General features: G+C 65.2%; 16 protein-coding genes. 5 read left to right on the forward strand and 11 right to left on the reverse strand.

The window, feature by feature from the left end; translation table 11 throughout:
• Window positions 1-34: 34 nt before the first annotated feature.
• Entirely contained in the window at window positions 35-736 is a 702-nt protein-coding gene (locus BLQ71_RS07080; RefSeq protein ID WP_074621195.1) for a glutathione S-transferase family protein, read from the reverse strand.
• 125 nt (window positions 737-861) lie between these two features.
• On the opposite strand from BLQ71_RS07080, the gene mscL reads away from it, so the two are divergent.
• Window positions 862-1,287 carry a large conductance mechanosensitive channel protein MscL gene (gene mscL / locus BLQ71_RS07085; RefSeq protein WP_074621196.1) on the forward strand — a complete coding sequence of 142 codons (426 nt, stop codon included), beginning with the start codon at window positions 862-864 and terminating at the stop codon, window positions 1,285-1,287.
• 73 nt (window positions 1,288-1,360) lie between these two features.
• On the forward strand, window positions 1,361-2,248 hold the full coding sequence (locus tag BLQ71_RS07090; protein ID WP_043136431.1) for a cation diffusion facilitator family transporter: 888 nt from the start codon (window positions 1,361-1,363) through the stop codon (window positions 2,246-2,248).
• 13 nt (window positions 2,249-2,261) lie between these two features.
• Here the strand turns inward: BLQ71_RS07090 and ald are convergent, their stop codons facing one another.
• Window positions 2,262-3,380, reverse strand: a complete 1,119-nt coding sequence (gene ald / locus BLQ71_RS07095) for an alanine dehydrogenase (protein WP_074621197.1) — start codon at window positions 3,378-3,380, stop codon at window positions 2,262-2,264.
• A gap of 135 nt (window positions 3,381-3,515) precedes the next feature.
• Between ald and BLQ71_RS07100 the strand changes: the two genes are divergently transcribed.
• Window positions 3,516-3,974 carry an Lrp/AsnC family transcriptional regulator gene (locus tag BLQ71_RS07100; RefSeq protein WP_043136437.1) on the forward strand — a complete coding sequence of 153 codons (459 nt, stop codon included), beginning with the start codon at window positions 3,516-3,518 and terminating at the stop codon, window positions 3,972-3,974.
• 157 nt (window positions 3,975-4,131) lie between these two features.
• On the opposite strand, the gene ccoS is transcribed toward BLQ71_RS07100, so the two are convergent.
• The 5 genes from ccoS to BLQ71_RS07125 form a co-directional block, all read right to left on the reverse strand.
• Window positions 4,132-4,293, reverse strand: coding sequence for a cbb3-type cytochrome oxidase assembly protein CcoS (gene ccoS / locus BLQ71_RS07105; RefSeq protein WP_043136439.1), 162 nt, complete (start codon window positions 4,291-4,293; stop codon window positions 4,132-4,134).
• Window positions 4,294-4,303: 10 nt separating this feature from the next.
• Window positions 4,304-6,490, reverse strand: a complete 2,187-nt coding sequence (locus BLQ71_RS07110) for a heavy metal translocating P-type ATPase (protein ID WP_074621198.1) — start codon at window positions 6,488-6,490, stop codon at window positions 4,304-4,306.
• A 1-nt stretch (window position 6,491) separates the two neighbouring features.
• Entirely contained in the window at window positions 6,492-6,956 is a 465-nt protein-coding gene (locus BLQ71_RS07115; RefSeq protein WP_043136444.1) for a FixH family protein, read from the reverse strand.
• Window positions 6,956-8,383, reverse strand: a complete 1,428-nt coding sequence (gene ccoG, locus BLQ71_RS07120) for a cytochrome c oxidase accessory protein CcoG (protein WP_043136448.1) — start codon at window positions 8,381-8,383, stop codon at window positions 6,956-6,958. The genes BLQ71_RS07115 and ccoG overlap by 1 nt, the downstream gene beginning before the upstream one ends.
• A 93-nt stretch (window positions 8,384-8,476) precedes the next feature.
• On the reverse strand, window positions 8,477-9,352 hold the full coding sequence (locus tag BLQ71_RS07125; RefSeq protein ID WP_074621199.1) for a LysR substrate-binding domain-containing protein: 876 nt from the start codon (window positions 9,350-9,352) through the stop codon (window positions 8,477-8,479).
• A gap of 99 nt (window positions 9,353-9,451) precedes the next feature.
• Here BLQ71_RS07125 and BLQ71_RS26345 point away from each other — a divergent pair, with 99 nt between their 5' ends.
• On the forward strand, window positions 9,452-9,607 hold the full coding sequence (locus BLQ71_RS26345) for a hypothetical protein (protein WP_157923290.1): 156 nt from the start codon (window positions 9,452-9,454) through the stop codon (window positions 9,605-9,607).
• 423 nt (window positions 9,608-10,030) lie between these two features.
• On the opposite strand, the gene ccoP is transcribed toward BLQ71_RS26345, so the two are convergent.
• From ccoP to ccoN, 4 genes are read right to left on the reverse strand one after another with little or no spacing between them, the layout of a single operon-like run.
• Window positions 10,031-10,918 (reverse strand): cytochrome-c oxidase, cbb3-type subunit III, encoded by an 888-nt coding sequence (ccoP, locus tag BLQ71_RS07130; RefSeq protein WP_043136454.1) that lies wholly within the window; start codon window positions 10,916-10,918, stop codon window positions 10,031-10,033.
• A gap of 13 nt (window positions 10,919-10,931) precedes the next feature.
• Complete coding sequence (locus BLQ71_RS07135; protein ID WP_043136457.1) at window positions 10,932-11,129, reverse strand: CcoQ/FixQ family Cbb3-type cytochrome c oxidase assembly chaperone; 198 nt, start codon at window positions 11,127-11,129, stop codon at window positions 10,932-10,934.
• 12 nt (window positions 11,130-11,141) lie between these two features.
• Window positions 11,142-11,870: a cytochrome-c oxidase, cbb3-type subunit II gene (gene ccoO, locus BLQ71_RS07140; protein ID WP_069209160.1), complete on the reverse strand. Its 729-nt coding sequence runs from the start codon at window positions 11,868-11,870 to the stop codon at window positions 11,142-11,144.
• Window positions 11,871-11,882: 12 nt separating this feature from the next.
• Window positions 11,883-13,493, reverse strand: a complete 1,611-nt coding sequence (gene ccoN / locus BLQ71_RS07145) for a cytochrome-c oxidase, cbb3-type subunit I (protein WP_069209159.1) — start codon at window positions 13,491-13,493, stop codon at window positions 11,883-11,885.
• Window positions 13,494-13,685: 192 nt separating this feature from the next.
• Between ccoN and BLQ71_RS07150 the strand changes: the two genes are divergently transcribed.
• Window positions 13,686-14,525 carry a universal stress protein gene (locus tag BLQ71_RS07150; protein ID WP_074621200.1) on the forward strand — a complete coding sequence of 280 codons (840 nt, stop codon included), beginning with the start codon at window positions 13,686-13,688 and terminating at the stop codon, window positions 14,523-14,525.
• The last annotated feature ends 56 nt before the right edge of the window (window positions 14,526-14,581 follow it).

Below are 14,581 nucleotides of genomic sequence, written 5' to 3' on the forward strand. Positions count from 1 at the left end.
GGGCGGGGGAGACCCCGCCCCGAAGCCGGTCAGATCAGCCCTCGCGCGCCGGGATCTTCATGCCGCGCTGCACGGCCGGGCGTTCAAGGAAGCGTTCGAGATAGGCATTGGTGCGGGGAAACGAGCTCCAGCCGACCACGTCACGCGCACCGTAGAAGTCGAGGATGTTCAGCCACGGCGCGATGGCGATGTCGGCGATGGAATAGTCGCCGGCAATCCAGTCCTTGTCCGCCAGTTGGCCTTCGATCACGTTCAGCAGGCGCTTGGCCTCGTTGATGTAGCGCTCGCGCGGGCGCGGATCCTCTATCTCGGAGCCCGCGAACTTGTGGAAGAAACCAAGCTGGCCCAGCATCGGGCCCACCCCTCCCATCTGGAACATCAGCCATTGGGTGATCTGGTGCTTTTCACGGGCAGAGTTCCCAAGAAGCTTGCCGCTCTTTTCCGCCAGGTACAGCAGGATCGCGCCGGACTCGAACAATGCCAGCGGGGCGCCGTCCGGTCCGTCCGGGTCGATGATCGCGGGGATCTTGTTGTTGGGGTTGAGGCTCAGGAAGGCCTCGCTCTTGACGTCCGCATCCGCCAGCGTGACCAGGTGCGGCTCGTAGGGCAGGCCGGTCTCCTCCAGCATGATCGAGGCCTTGACCCCGTTCGGCGTGGGAAACGAGTACAGCTGGATGCGCTCGGGATGCTGCGCGGGCCAGCGGGCCGCGATGGGATGGGTGGCGAGATCGAACATTTGCTTGGCCTTTTTCCGGTTTGGGGGAAAGCTAGGTATGTTTTTCCCGGTTTCACAGGGGCCGGGCTGTGCAATGGCGCAGAACGCATGTGGACAGGCGGATACGTCGGAACAGGGACAAGGGTATGTTTCAGGAATTCAGGAACTTCATCGCCAAGGGCAATGTCATGGACATGGCCGTGGGCATCATCGTCGGTGCGGCTTTTACTGCCATCGTGACCTCTCTGGTCGGCGACATCATTAATCCGGTGATCGCGCTCTTTACCGGCGGCATCGACTTCTCCGGCTGGTTCTACGCGCTGGACGGCAATGACTATGCCTCGCTCGAAGCCGCCAAAGAGGCCGGGGCGCCTGTTTTTGCCTTCGGCAAGTTCGTCATGGCCGTCATCAACTTCCTGATCGTGGCCTTCGTGGTCTTCCTGCTGGTCAAGATGGTCAACCGAATCAAGGATGCCGCCGCCAAGGAGGAAGAACCCGTTGCCGAGGCACCCAAGGGGCCGACCGAGCTGGAGGTCCTGCTGGAAATCCGCGACGCGTTGAAGCGGGACTGACCGGCGCCCCCGGGTTGCGCAGCCCGGGAGGCTTGGCTATCAGGCCGGTGCGACGCGCCTGCCAGGAGATGTCATGCCAAGAGCCGTGAAAATCGCCCTGGGCAGTATCGCTGTCGGGGTTGCCGTGCTGGCGATCAAGCTGCTGGCCTGGTGGCTTACCGGCTCTGTCGCGCTGCTGTCGGACGCGCTGGAAAGCATCGTCAACGTGGCCACGGCCATCGCCGCCTTCGTGGCGGTGCGCATCGCGGTGCAACCGGCCGATGCGGATCACCCCTTCGGCCATCACAAGGCCGAGTATTTCAGCGCCGTCATGGAAGGCGTGATGATCGTCGTGGCGGCGATTCTCATCCTGAACGAGGCCTGGGGCGCCTGGAATGCCCCGCGCGACATCGACGCGCCCTTTACCGGGCTGGTTCTGATCGGCCTTGCCAGTGTCATCAACGGGATCTGGGCCGTTGTCCTGATGCGCGAGGGGCGCAGCCTGCGCTCACCCGCGCTGGAAGCGGACGGGCGTCATCTTATGACCGACGTGGTCTCCTCTGCCGGGGTCGCGATCGGCGTGGTGGCCGCCGTGTTGACCGGGGCGCTCTGGCTGGATGCCCTGCTGGCGGCGCTGGTGGCGGTCAACATCCTGTGGTCGGGCTGGCAGGTGTTGCGCGGTTCCGTCGGCGGGCTGATGGACGAAAGCGTGCCCGAGGACGACCTCGAGGCCATGCGCGAACTGATCTCGGCCAATGCCGATGGCGCGGTCGAGGCGCATGACCTGCGGGCCCGCCACGCGGGGCAGGCGACATTTGTCGAGTTTCACCTGGTGGTGCCGGGGGAGATGTCGGTCGATACGGCGCATGACATCTGCGACCGGATCGAGGCGGCCATGATGGCCGCCTTCGACGGGTGCCGCGTCACGATCCACGTCGAGCCCGAACACAAGGCCAAGCACAGCGGGATCGTGGTTCTCTAGCAGCGGCGCCTGGTCAGCCCTTGATGACCAGTTGCGGAGAGGTCACGTCGATCCCCTGCGCCTGGCCGACCGCGAAATAGGTCAGCTTGCCCGCGTGCACGTTCAGCCCGTTCAGCAGGTGCGGATCGTCCGCGCAGGCCTGTTTCCACCCCTTGTCCGCCAGCGCCAGCATGTAGGGCATGGTGGCATTGCCAAGCGCGATGGTCGAGGTGCGCGCCACGGCGCCGGGCATGTTGGCGACGCAGTAGTGCATGATGCCGTCCACATCGTAGATCGGATCCGCATGGGTCGTGGCGCGCGAGGTCTCGAAGCAACCGCCCTGGTCGATGGCCACGTCGACCAGGGCCGCACCCGGTTTCATGGATCCGAAATCGGCACGTTTCACCAGTTTGGGCGCCTCGGCGCCGGGGATCAGAACCGCGCCGATCACCATGTCGGCCTGTTCCAGGTGTTCGGCCAGGAGGCCGGCGCTGGAATAGCCGGTGCCGAAGGTGCCGCCAAAGACATCGTCGAGATAGCGCAACCGGGGCAGCGAGCGGTCCAGCACGGTGACATCCGCGCCCATGCCGGCGGCAATGCGCGCCGCGTGGGTGCCGACGACGCCGCCGCCGATCACCAGCACGCGGGCCGGACCGACGCCGGGCACACCGCCCATCAGCACGCCACGCCCGCCATTGGCCTTTTGCAGCGTCCAGGCGCCCATCTGCGGTGCAAGCCGTCCGGCGACCTCGGACATCGGGGCCAGCAGCGGCAGCCCGCCGCGTTCGTCGGTGACGGTCTCATAGGCGATGGCGGTGCAGCCGGAGGCCAGCAGGTCCTGCGTCTGCGCCGGGTCGGGCGCCAGGTGGAGATAGGTGAACAGCAACTGCCCCTCGCGCAGCATGGCGCGTTCGACGGCCTGGGGCTCTTTGACCTTCACGATCATCTCGGCCTCGGCAAAGATCTCGGCCGCGGTCTCGGCCAGCCTTGCGCCTGCTGCGGTGTAATCCTCGTCGACAAATCCGGCGCCGGTGCCGGCGCCTTTCTGCACGATGACCTCGTGACCATGTCCCACCGCCTCGCGGGCGGCATTCGGGGTCAGGCCGACGCGGAATTCCTGGGGTTTGATCTCGGTGGGGCAACCGATCTTCATGTGTTCTCCTCCTCGGGTGTGCACAACAGTATGCCAGCGAAGCCTTGCAAAGGGGTCGCAAGCTCGCGCATTCTGGCGGGGCATGGCGCACGAATTTTCGATGAATGATCGTTTGGGGTGGAGGATCTTGCGTATATGACGCTGGATGAGACAGACAGGCGCATCCTGCGCGTATTGCAGCGCAAGGGGCGCATCTCGAACGCCGACCTTTCCGAAGAGGTACATCTGTCGGCCTCGGCCTGTCACCGAAGGGTCCAGCGCCTGGAAACCGAAGGTTACGTGCGCGACTACGTGGCGCTGCTGGATGCGCGACGGATGGGGTTTCCGTCGACCGTCTTCGTGGAAATCACCCTGACCGCCCAGGCCGACGAGGTGCTGGAGGCCTTTGAAAAGGCGGTGTCACGGGTGCCGGCGATCCTGGAATGCCACCTGATGGCCGGGACGGCGGACTATATTCTCAAGGTCGTGGCCGAGGATACCGAGGATTTCGCCCGCATCCATCGCCAATATCTCAGCCGGCTGCCGGGCGTGGCGCAGATGCAAAGCTCATTTGCCCTGCGCACCGTGTTCCGGACCACGGCCCTGCCGGTGTGAGGGGGCAGGGGGCGCTGCCCCCGTCTCCCTCCGGTCGACTCCCCCGGGTGTATTTTGGCCAAGAAGAAGCCGGAATGGGGCTGGAGAGGACTGGAGCGTCCGTGTCCCAAGAGGTCTGTTCCGATCCGCCAGGCTGTCCGCGCGCGGACTGGACCTGTCAGTCTTGCTTTGGCCGGTCGTCGTATTCGCCCGACAGGATGCGCTGAGCGTCGCCCTCGGGGTCGTCGTACTGGTTCGAGCGCAGGGTAAAGACGAAAAAGGCCAGACCCGCGCCGCCCAGCACCAACGAGATCGGAATCAGGTAGGTCAGGATGTTCATGACGGGCCTCCTATCGCAGTCTCAGCGCGTTCAGCGACACGGTAATCGAGCTGGCCGACATGGCCAATGCGGCAATCAGCGGCGAGCAGAGCCCGGCTACTGCCAGGGGGACCGCGATGATGTTGTACCAGGTTGCCACGGTGAAATTCTCTCGGATGCGGCGAGTGGCCTTGCGGGCGGTCTGCACCGCCTCGGGGATCGGCGCCAGCGAACCGCCCAGAAGGACGATGTCCGAGGCGACGCGCGCGGCATCCAGCGCCGAGGCGGGCGAGATCGAGGCATGGGCGGCGGTCAGCGCCGCCGTGTCGTTCAGCCCGTCACCCACCATCAGCACATGCGCGCCGTCGCGGCTCATCATGGCGATGCGGGTGGATTTGTCCTGCGGCAGGGCCTCTGCCATCCACTGCGTGATGCCCAGCCGTTCCGCCAGCGACTCGACCGCCGGGGTGGTGTCGCCGGAAATCAGGATGACCTTGAGTCCGGCCTCCCGCAGGGCGGTGACGGCCTCTTCGGCCCCCTCGCGCAGGCGGTCGGTAAAGAGGAAGGCCTGTGCCGGTCCGTCCCCCACCCGCAGCCAGGCGGCGGTCTTGTCGGTCTGGCCGCCGCCGACCCAGGTTGCCCGGCCCAGCCGGACCTCCTGCCCGCGCCAGATGCCCGTGGTGCCGTGGCCCGGGATCTCGGTCACGTCGGTCAGGGGCTCGGGTTTAATCCCGGCCTCGCGCGCGGCGGCGGCCAAGGATTGCGACAGTGGGTGACTGGAGCCTTCGGCCAGCGCCAGCGCGAGTTCCAGGTCGCGACGGGTGAAATCGCCTAGGTTGGTCAGTTCCGGCGTGCCGGAGGTCAGCGTGCCCGTCTTGTCAAAGACGACCGTGTCGACCTGCGCCAGCCGTTCCAGGGCGGTCGAATCCTTGATCAGCAGCCCGCGCTTGAACAACCTTCCAGAGGCGGCGGTTGTGACCGCGGGCACGGCAAGGCCAAGGGCGCAGGGGCAGGTGATGATCAGCACGGCGGCGGCGATGTTCAGGGCCACGCGCAGGTCGCCTGCGTAGATCAGCCAGCCGACGAAAGCCAGCGCAGAGAGGATGTGCACGCCGGGGGCGTAGAGTTTCGCGGCCCGGTCGGCCAGCGAGGTATAGCGCGAGCGGCCGGACTCGGCCACGGCGACCAGATCGGCCATGCGGTGCAACGAGGTGTCGCGGCCCACGGCGCTGGCACGGATGGTCAGCGGACCGGTCAGGTTGACCTCACCGGCACTGACCGTCCGTCCCGGTTCCGCGAAGACGGGCAGCGTCTCGCCGGTCAGCAGGGAACGGTCCAGCTCGGAGGTGCCCGAGACGATTTCGCCATCCACCGGCATCCGCCCGCCGGGGCGCACGCGGATCAGGTCACCGACGGCCAGTTCGCCCACCGGGACCTGCGTTTCGCCCGCGTCGGTGACGCGCCAGGCGCGGGGCACCTCGAGCGCGGCCAGTTCCTCGGCCGCCGACCGGGCCACCGAGCGCGTGCGGTGATCGAGATAACGGCCTGTCAGCAAAAAGAAGGTCAGCGCGATGGCGGCATCGAAATAGGCGTGCTCGCCCGACAGCGAGGTTTCCCAGAGCGAGGTGCCAACCGCCAGCAGGATGGCCAGCGAAATCGGCACGTCCATGTTCAGGCTGCGCGCGGACAGCGCCGTCCAGGCGTTGCGGAAGAATGGCATGGCCGAGAAACCGACCGCCGGCAGGACAATCGCCGCCGAGATCCAGTGGAACAGGTCGCGCGTCGGCCCCTCTGCCCCGGACCAGACCGCGATCGACAGCAGCATGACGTTCATCGCCGCGAAGCCGGCCACCGCCAACCGCATGAGGAGGTCTCGCCCGGCCTTGTCCGTGGCCGTGGCCGAAATCGCCGTGTTGTCGAGTTCATGCGCCTCGTAGCCCGCGCCCTGGACCACCGGGATCACGTCGGCGGCGGTCAGGTCCGGGTCGGCCTCGATGCTGACCCGTTTCAGGGTCAGGTTGACACGGGCCGAACGGACCTGGGGTACCTTGTCCAGCGCGCGTTCCACGGCGGACATGCAGGCGGCGCAATGGATCGTCGGCAGGGACAGGACGATATGCGCCTCCTGCGGCGCCTCATGGTGTGCAAGCGCCTCTGCCGCCGGGGCGGCGGCGCAGGCCGGGCAGGCCGAGGCGGGGGGGCGCAGGGTGGCGGTCATCTCAGTTTGTCACCGTCATTTCCAGCCGCTGTTCGAAAGGCGTGCCATCGAGCGCGGTGGCCTTCAGCCAGACGTCCCAGTTGCCGGGGCGCAGGTCCTCGTAGGCGATGTAGGCGTGGCCGTTGAAGGCGAATTCGGGCTCGCGGTCCTCGCTGACGTTGGTCGGGCGGCCAACCGTCGCGGTCAGCTTGCCCGCCTGGACCGGGCGCCCGTCCTCGTCGGTGATCGAGAGGATCAGCATGTCTTCTTCCAGCCGGGCCTCGACGGTCCAGCCCAAGGCCTCCTGCGCCTCGCGGCGCTTGTCGAAGGTCTGGCTGGCCACGTAGGAGTTCGCCACCTCGAGCCCGGGGAAGGTGCTGACGGCATTGACGGCCAGCGCGATGTTCACCCCGATGATGATGCCGAAGGCGCCGCCGAAGATGCCCAGCACATGCCAGCCGGTCAGCTTGAACTCTTTCCTGGCCATCAGTTCGCCGCTCCGTTGAAGATCGTGTCGCTATGGGCCCGGTCGCCGTTGGTCAGATCCTCGACCCAGAACCGGAATTCGGTGCGTTCTGCCTCTGCCGGCCCGGAGTCGGGCGGCGCGATGACGTAGACCCTTTGGAGGTAGGTCTCGTTGGCGGGCACGTCCACGGTTTCATAGGGCGTGCCTTCCAGCTGGACCCGCAGGTATTCGTTTCCGATCAGGGAGATCCGGAACGGACGGTCCTCGCCGTGCTTGTTCAGGAGACGCACGTCGTAGGTGTTCCGGATCGAGCCGTCCGACAGGGTCACGAATGTCGGGTTGCGGACCGGTGCGACCGTCATCTCGATGTCCGGCCGGATGAAGAGCGCAAAGACAAGCCCGATGCCGACGAGAGACCACAGCGCCGTGTACATCATCGTCCGGACGCGAAAGACGTGCTGCCAGACCGGGCGCGGCGTGTTGCCCTCGCGCTCGCGCGGCTCGTCCGACAGGGCGAGGTAGTCGATCAGACCGCGGGGCTTGCCGATCTTGGCCATCATGTCGTCGCAGGCGTCGATACAAAGCGCGCAGGTGATGCATTCCAGCTGTTGCCCGTCGCGGATGTCGATCCCCATCGGACAGACGTTGACGCAGGCCATGCAGTCGATGCAGTCGCCCAGGTTCTCGGCGCCCTCGGCCTTGCGGTGCTTGCCGCGCGGTTCACCGCGCCATTCGCGATAGCCGACGGTCAGCGTGTCCTCGTCCATCATGGCGGCCTGGATGCGCGGCCAGGGGCAGGCATAGATGCAGATCTGTTCGCGTGCGAAGCCGCCAAAGAAAAAGGTGGTCGCCGTCAGGATCAGCATGGTGGTGTAGGCCACGGGATGCGCCTGCCCGGTCACGAGGTCGACAAGCAGCGTTGGCGCGTCGGTAAAGTAGAACACCCAGGCGCCGCCGGTGGCGAGGCCGATCAGGAACCAGATCGTCCATTTCGTCAGCCGCAGCCGCACCTTGCGAAAATCCAGCTTTTCCTGGCGGTGCAGGCGCAGGCGCGCGTTGCGGTCGCCCTCGACCCAGCGTTCCACGAGGATATAGAGATCGGTCCAGACGGTCTGCGGGCAGGCATAGCCGCACCAGACCCGGCCCAGCGCCGAGGTGAACAGGAACAGTCCCAGCCCGGCCATGATCAACAGGCCCGCGACAAAGTAGAACTCATGCGGCCAGATCTCGATCCAGAAGAAGAAGAAACGGCGGTTGGCAAGGTCGATCAGCACCGCCTGGTCCGGCAGCTGCGGTCCGCGGTCCCAACGAAGCCAGGGCGTGATGTAATAGATGCCCAGCGTGATGATCATGATCACCCACTTGAGGTTGCGGAACTTGCCGCTGACCCGCCTGGGGAAGATCGGTTCGCGCGCTGCGTAAAGGGACGGTGGGGTACTGTCGGACACGGGGAATCGCTCCGTTGGACTCGGGTTCGCGAGGGGTTTACCCAGTGCGGCAGGACAACAGCTTTGACCTGTATCAATTTTTGAGTTTGTGACTCAGCTTTTGCCCGCCTCGCGGCGCAGCCAGGTCAGGAAGGCCTTGAGCGGGGGACGCGGCACGCCGGGGCGCGTGACGATGTGATACCCCTTTTTTCGCTTGTCTTCGAAGAGCTTGCGCAGACGCCCGGCGCGGACGTCGTTTTCCACGAAAACCCCTGCGACAATGGCGACGCCCTGTCCTGCGCGGGCGGCCTCCAGCATGTGGTTGCCCGGAAGGGCGGTGAAACCGCGCCCGGCGTCGCGGTCGACGCCGTGCTGGGCAAACCACTCCGTCGCCTCGTTGGTACCGAGCTCCTGGAGCCAGTGATAATCGCGCAGGTCGGCGGGTGACGTGATGTCGCGGGTGCCGACAAGGTCGGGCGCGGCGACCACCACGATGGGCGACCGGATCAGCAGATCCGATTCCAGCCCGGGCCAGTTGCCGTCGCCATAGCGCAGCGCCATGTCGATGCCGCCGGGTTCCAGCGGTTGCACCAGCGCCGAAGGGTCGATCATCAGGTTGATGTCCGGGTGCTTTTCCCGGAACCCGTTCAGCCGCGGCATCAGCCAGGCGGCGGCAAAGGTCGGCGTGACCGAGATCTGCAAGGGACGCGAGGCATCGGCGCCGGTCAGTGCCTCGACGGTCTGGGTGATCGACCCGAAGGCCTCGATCAGGCTGCGGCCCAGGGTCTCTCCCTCGTGGGTCAGGGCCAGCTTGCGCCCGGACCGGTCCAGCAAGGCAACGCCCAGGTGGCTTTCCAGCGCCCGCATCTGCTGGCTTATGGCAGCGTGGCTAACATTTAGCAAACCCCCGGCCGCGTTGACAGATCGCGTTTCCGTGTAGGCTGCAAAGGCGCGCAGGGCGGCCAGCGGGGGCAGGGAGGACCAGTTCATATGTAAGCCAGGATTACACTGCGGATTTATTCCTGAGTCGCATGAGGCGGTCCCTTCCGTCAAGTTGAGGGCAGAACAGGACACGCAAAGGAGACCGAGATGTTCGGAATTTTCGCCAAGAGTTTTCTCACCGCCACCCGGAACGAGCCGCGGGCACCGCACCGCAACGCGCAGGACCTGCCCAAGCTGGGCTGGCTCGACGAGGACATGCCCTTCCGCAATCATGCCGGACGCCGGAGCGGGCGCGATGATTGACCCGATCGTCTATCGCCCCGACCTTTGGCGGGTGGTCACATTGCCGACCGGATGCAGCGCACCGCGCCCGGCTGGTGGAGCGCCTGCGGGAACCTTGCCGGTGGATCGTCGGTGAGGGGAATGAAAAGGGCGCTGGTGTCCCAGGAAACGCGCGAACAGGACAGGACACCAGCGCCATGCCCGACCTATCAGGCCGGGAAGACTGCGTCGGGTTGGTGTTCCCGACGACCTTGACCCGACAATAACAGGCCGTCGCACGGCAGCCTTGACTTGCATCAAACCGCCGGGCCTCCGCGCGGTTTTTTTGATGTCCAACAATGTTTTTTCGACATGCGGCGAGGGCGGAATAGCCAGACCCTGTGCATGAAAAAATCCCCCCGCCTTTCGGCGAGGGGATCGCTTTGTTTCACCTTGTGCGGGCGATCACTCTTCCGAGGCTTCGCCCCCGCCCAGGCCGTGCACATAGACCGACACGGCGCGGATTTCTGCCTCGGTCAGGTCGGCGCCACCCATCGGGGGCATCACGCCGAACCGCGAGTTGTAGACCGTCTGGTAAAGCGAGTCGAAGTCGCCGCCGTAGAGCCAGATCCGGTCGGTCAGGTTGGGCGCACCCTGGAACCGGTCGCCAGTGCCGTCTTCCATGTGGCAGCCCGAGCAGTTGATGTCGTAGACCTCGGCGCCCGCTTCTGCGGCAGCGGGATCACGCGGCTCCTGCCCCGACAGCTGCATGACGTAGTTGACGACCTGCACGACCTCTTCCTCGACCAGCAGTTCGTCCCGGCCAAAGGCGGGCATCTGCGACCAGCGGGCCATGTCGTCCACCTCGTTGCGGATGCCGTGGCTGACGGTCTCGTGGATCGCCTCGATGGAGCCGCCCCAAAGCCAGTCGTCGTCCAGCAGGTTGGGATAGCCCTTGGCGCCCGCTGCGCCAGAGCCGTGGCACTGTGCGCACCAGGTGCGGAAGACCGCGCCGCCGGCGTTGTTGGCGTATTGCAGCAGTTCCTGGTCATCCGCGATGGCGGTCAACTCGACCGAGGCGAGCTTGTCGTTGATCGGACCCAGTTCCGCCTCGTGGTCGGTGATGGCCTTTTCCACGTTGCCCCGCGTCGAGAAGCCCAAGAGCCCCGGGGTCGCCCCCGAAATGCCGGGCCAGGCGGGGTAAGCGATGGTATAGCCGATCGCCCAGACGATGCAGGCATAGAAGGTCCACAGCCACCACTTGGGAAGGGGCTTGTTGTATTCCTGGATGCCGTCCCACTCGTGGCCCGTCGTCTCGTAGTCGAGATCGTCGTTCTTCTTGTTGTTGCTCATTTTCCCGGCCTCCTCAGTTTGCGGCGGGTGTGTCGTCGCCCGAAGCGGGCGCGGGGCGGTTCTCGTGGCGGAACGGGATGTTGGCCGTGTCCGAGTGGACCTTTCCCGATCCGGGCCGGAAGGCCCAGATCACGATCCCCACGAAGAAGGCGAACATCGCCAGAAGTGCCCAGCTGTCGGCCAGTTGCCGAAGGAAGGAATAGGTTTCCATGTAGGTTCCTCCTCAGCGGCTTGCGTCGGGCGTGAAGGTCGAGAAGTCGACCAGCGTGCCCAGCATCTGGAGATAGGCGATCAGCGCGTCCGCCTCCGAGACGCCTGGGGCGCCGTCAAAGTTCCGCACGTTCACGTTCTCGCCGTAGCGCTCCAGCAGGCCATCGTAGTCGCTGTCCGGATCGGCCTGCGCCAGGAAGTCGGCCTGCGCAGCTTCGATCATCTCGTCGCTGTAGGGCACGCCCACCATGCGGTTGGTGCTCATCAGGTCGCCGATATAGGTTCCTTCGATCAGCTTGGCCTCGAGGAAGCCGTACTTGGGCATGACCGATTCCGGCACCACCGACTGCGGGTTGCGCAGGTGGTCGACGTGCCACTCGTCCGAGTAGCGGCCACCGACGCGCGCCAGGTCGGGCCCGGTCCGCTTCGATCCCCACTGGAACGGGTGGTCGTACTTGCTCTCGACCGCAAGGCTGTAGTGGCCATAGCGTTCGACCTCGTCCCGCATCGGGCGGATCATCTGGCTGTGACAGACGTAGCAACCCTCACGCAGGTAGACCTCGCGGCCCGCCAGTTCGAGCGGCGTGTAGGGGCGCATGCCTTCGACGTCCTCGATGGTGTTTTCGAGGTAGAAGAGCGGCACGATCTGCACCAGGCCCCCGATCGTCACCACGAGAAAGGCGAAGATGGCCAGCAGGGTGACGTTCTTTTCAAGGACGGCGTGTTTCTGAAGAATGCTCATGTCCGGTCCTCCTTATTCGGCCGGAGTGGCATGGGCCGTGGCGGCGCTGGCTTCGACAGCCGGTGCGCGTTTCACGGTCATCCACAGGTTGTAGCACATGATGAGGCCACCGGCGACGTAGAGCAGGCCACCAAGGGCACGCACGACATACATCGGGAACTTGGCGCCCACGGTGTCGGCGAAGGAGTTCACGAGGAAGCCGTTCGCATCGACTTCTCGCCACATCAGGCCTTCCATGATGCCGGTCACCCACATCGAGGCGGCGTAGAGCACGATGCCGATGGTGGCGAGCCAGAAGTGCCAGGAGACCATGCTGAGCGAATACAGACGCTCGCGGTTCCACAGCTTGGGCACCAGGAAGTAGAGCGCGCCGAAGGTGATCATGCCGTTCCAGCCAAGCGCGCCGGAGTGGACGTGACCGATGGTCCAGTCGGTGTAGTGCGACAGCGAGTTCACCGCGCGGATCGACATCATCGGGCCTTCGAAGGTGGACATGCCGTAGAAGCCGACCGAGATCACCATCATCCGGATCACCGGGTCGGTGCGCAATTTGTCCCAAGCGCCCGACAGGGTCATCAGGCCGTTGATCATGCCACCCCAGGACGGCATCCACAGCACGACCGAGAACACCATGCCCAGGGTCGAGGCCCAGTCAGGCAGCGCGGTGTAGTGCAGGTGGTGCGGACCGGCCCAGATGTAGATGAAGATCAGCGCCCAGAAGTGGATGATCGACAGCTTGTAGCTGAACACCGGACGTTCGGCCTGTTTCGGGATGAAGTAATACATCATGCCCAGGAAGCCGGCGGTCAGGAAGAAGCCCACGGCGTTGTGGCCGTACCACCACTGCGTCATCGCGTCTTGCACGCCCGAGAAGACCTGCACCGACTTCGATCCCCAGATCGAGACCGGGATAGCCAGGTTGTTGAAGACGTGGAGCATCGCGACGGTCAGGATGAAGGACAGGTAGAACCAGTTGGCCACGTAGATGTGCGGCTCTTTGCGGCGGACGATGGTGCCGACGAAAACCGCAAGGTAGGCAAGCCAGACGATGGTCAGCAGCCAGTCGACGTACCATTCCGGCTCGGCGTATTCCTTGGCGTGGGTCGACCCCAGCACATAGCCGGTCGCGGCCAGAACGATCACCAGCTGATAGCCCCAGAACACGAACCAGGCCAGGTTGCCGCCCCAGAGGCGCGCGGCGCTGGTGCGCTGCACGACGTAGAAGGACGTCGCGATCAGCGCGTTGCCGCCAAAGGCAAAGATCACCGCGCTGGTGTGCAGCGGGCGCAGGCGGCCGAAGTTGAGGTAGCCCTGCGCCCAGTCAAAGTTCAGCGCGGGAAAGGCCAGCTGAGAGGCGATGAAGGTCCCGGCGATGAAACCGATCACGCCCCAGAAGGCGGTCGCGATGACGCCGAAGCGGACGACATCGTCCATGTATTCGTTTTGCGGAGCCGGTGCCGCCGGCTCGTCGGTGTGGCGCAGGACCCACAGAAACAGCCCGGCGGAGACCGCCAGGACAATGATCGCATGGATCAGGTAAGCCACATCTCGTGCGTAGTTGATTGCGATCATCGAGAATATCGCAATCAATCCAAGCACGATGAGCTTGAGATAATTCAACATTTTTCGTCCCTTCGTCTGACCCGCGCGATTCGTTGTCCGCAGGGGCGGTTTTAGACTGGGGACGTGTTAGCTATGTTCGCCGAAAGGCATCCTTGATCTGCATCAATGGATGGCCACGCTAACCTTGACGCGGGTCAAGGTGCGACGAAAGGCGCGGGGTTAGCCTCGGGCCACGCAGCGACGGAGACGCAAATGTCCTTCAAATCCATACTGACCGTGGTCACCGACCATGATCTCATGACCTCGACCCTTTCCCATGCCGCCACGGTGGCCAAGATCCATGACGCGCATCTTGGCGCCTTGTGTCTTGGCGTGGATCGCACCCAGACGGGGTACTACTACGCCGGGGCCAACGCGATGGTCCTGCAGGAAACCCTGGAACGGGCCACCGCCGAGGCCGAGGCGCTGGCAAAAGCTGCCCGCGGCGAGCTGGAAAAAACCGACACGCTGTGGAGCGTCGATCACGGCGTGGCACAGCTGGCCGACATCGGCCGGCATGTGGCCTCGCGGGCACGCTTCACCGACCTCGTGGTGCTGCCGCAGCCCTATGGCGAGGGCAAGGGCGTGGAACTGGAACCCGTCCTCGAAGGCGCGCTGTTCGAGGGCCAGGTGCCGGTCATGGTCGTGCCCGAGGATGTCGAGCCAGCGGCCAAGCCCAAGCGTATCGTGCTCGGCTGGAACGAAAGCAACGAGGCCCTGCGCGCGGTACGGTCCGCCATGCCCCTGCTGAAGCAGGCAGATACGGTGCATGTGGTGGTGATTGACCCGCCGAAACACGGTCCGAACCGGTCGGACCCGGGGGGGATGGTGTCGGAATTCCTTGCCCGCCACGGCGTCAAGGCAGAGGTCGACGTGCTGGCCAAGACGATGCCGCGCGTGTCCGATGTCCTGCTGCGGCATGTGTCGGACATCAGCGCCGACATGGTCGTGATGGGCGCCTATGGCCACTCGCGCTTCCGCGAGGCCATCCTGGGCGGCGCCACACGCAACATGCTGGAACAGGCGGGTGTGTCGGTCTTCATGGCCCATTGATGCGGATGCCATGACCGGATCGGGGCCGTTCGTGTCGGGAGCACGGGCGGCCCCTT

Origin of the sequence: Antarctobacter albus, from assembly GCF_900101505.1 — a bacterium.
Lineage (GTDB): Bacteria > Pseudomonadota > Alphaproteobacteria > Rhodobacterales > Rhodobacteraceae > Antarctobacter > Antarctobacter albus.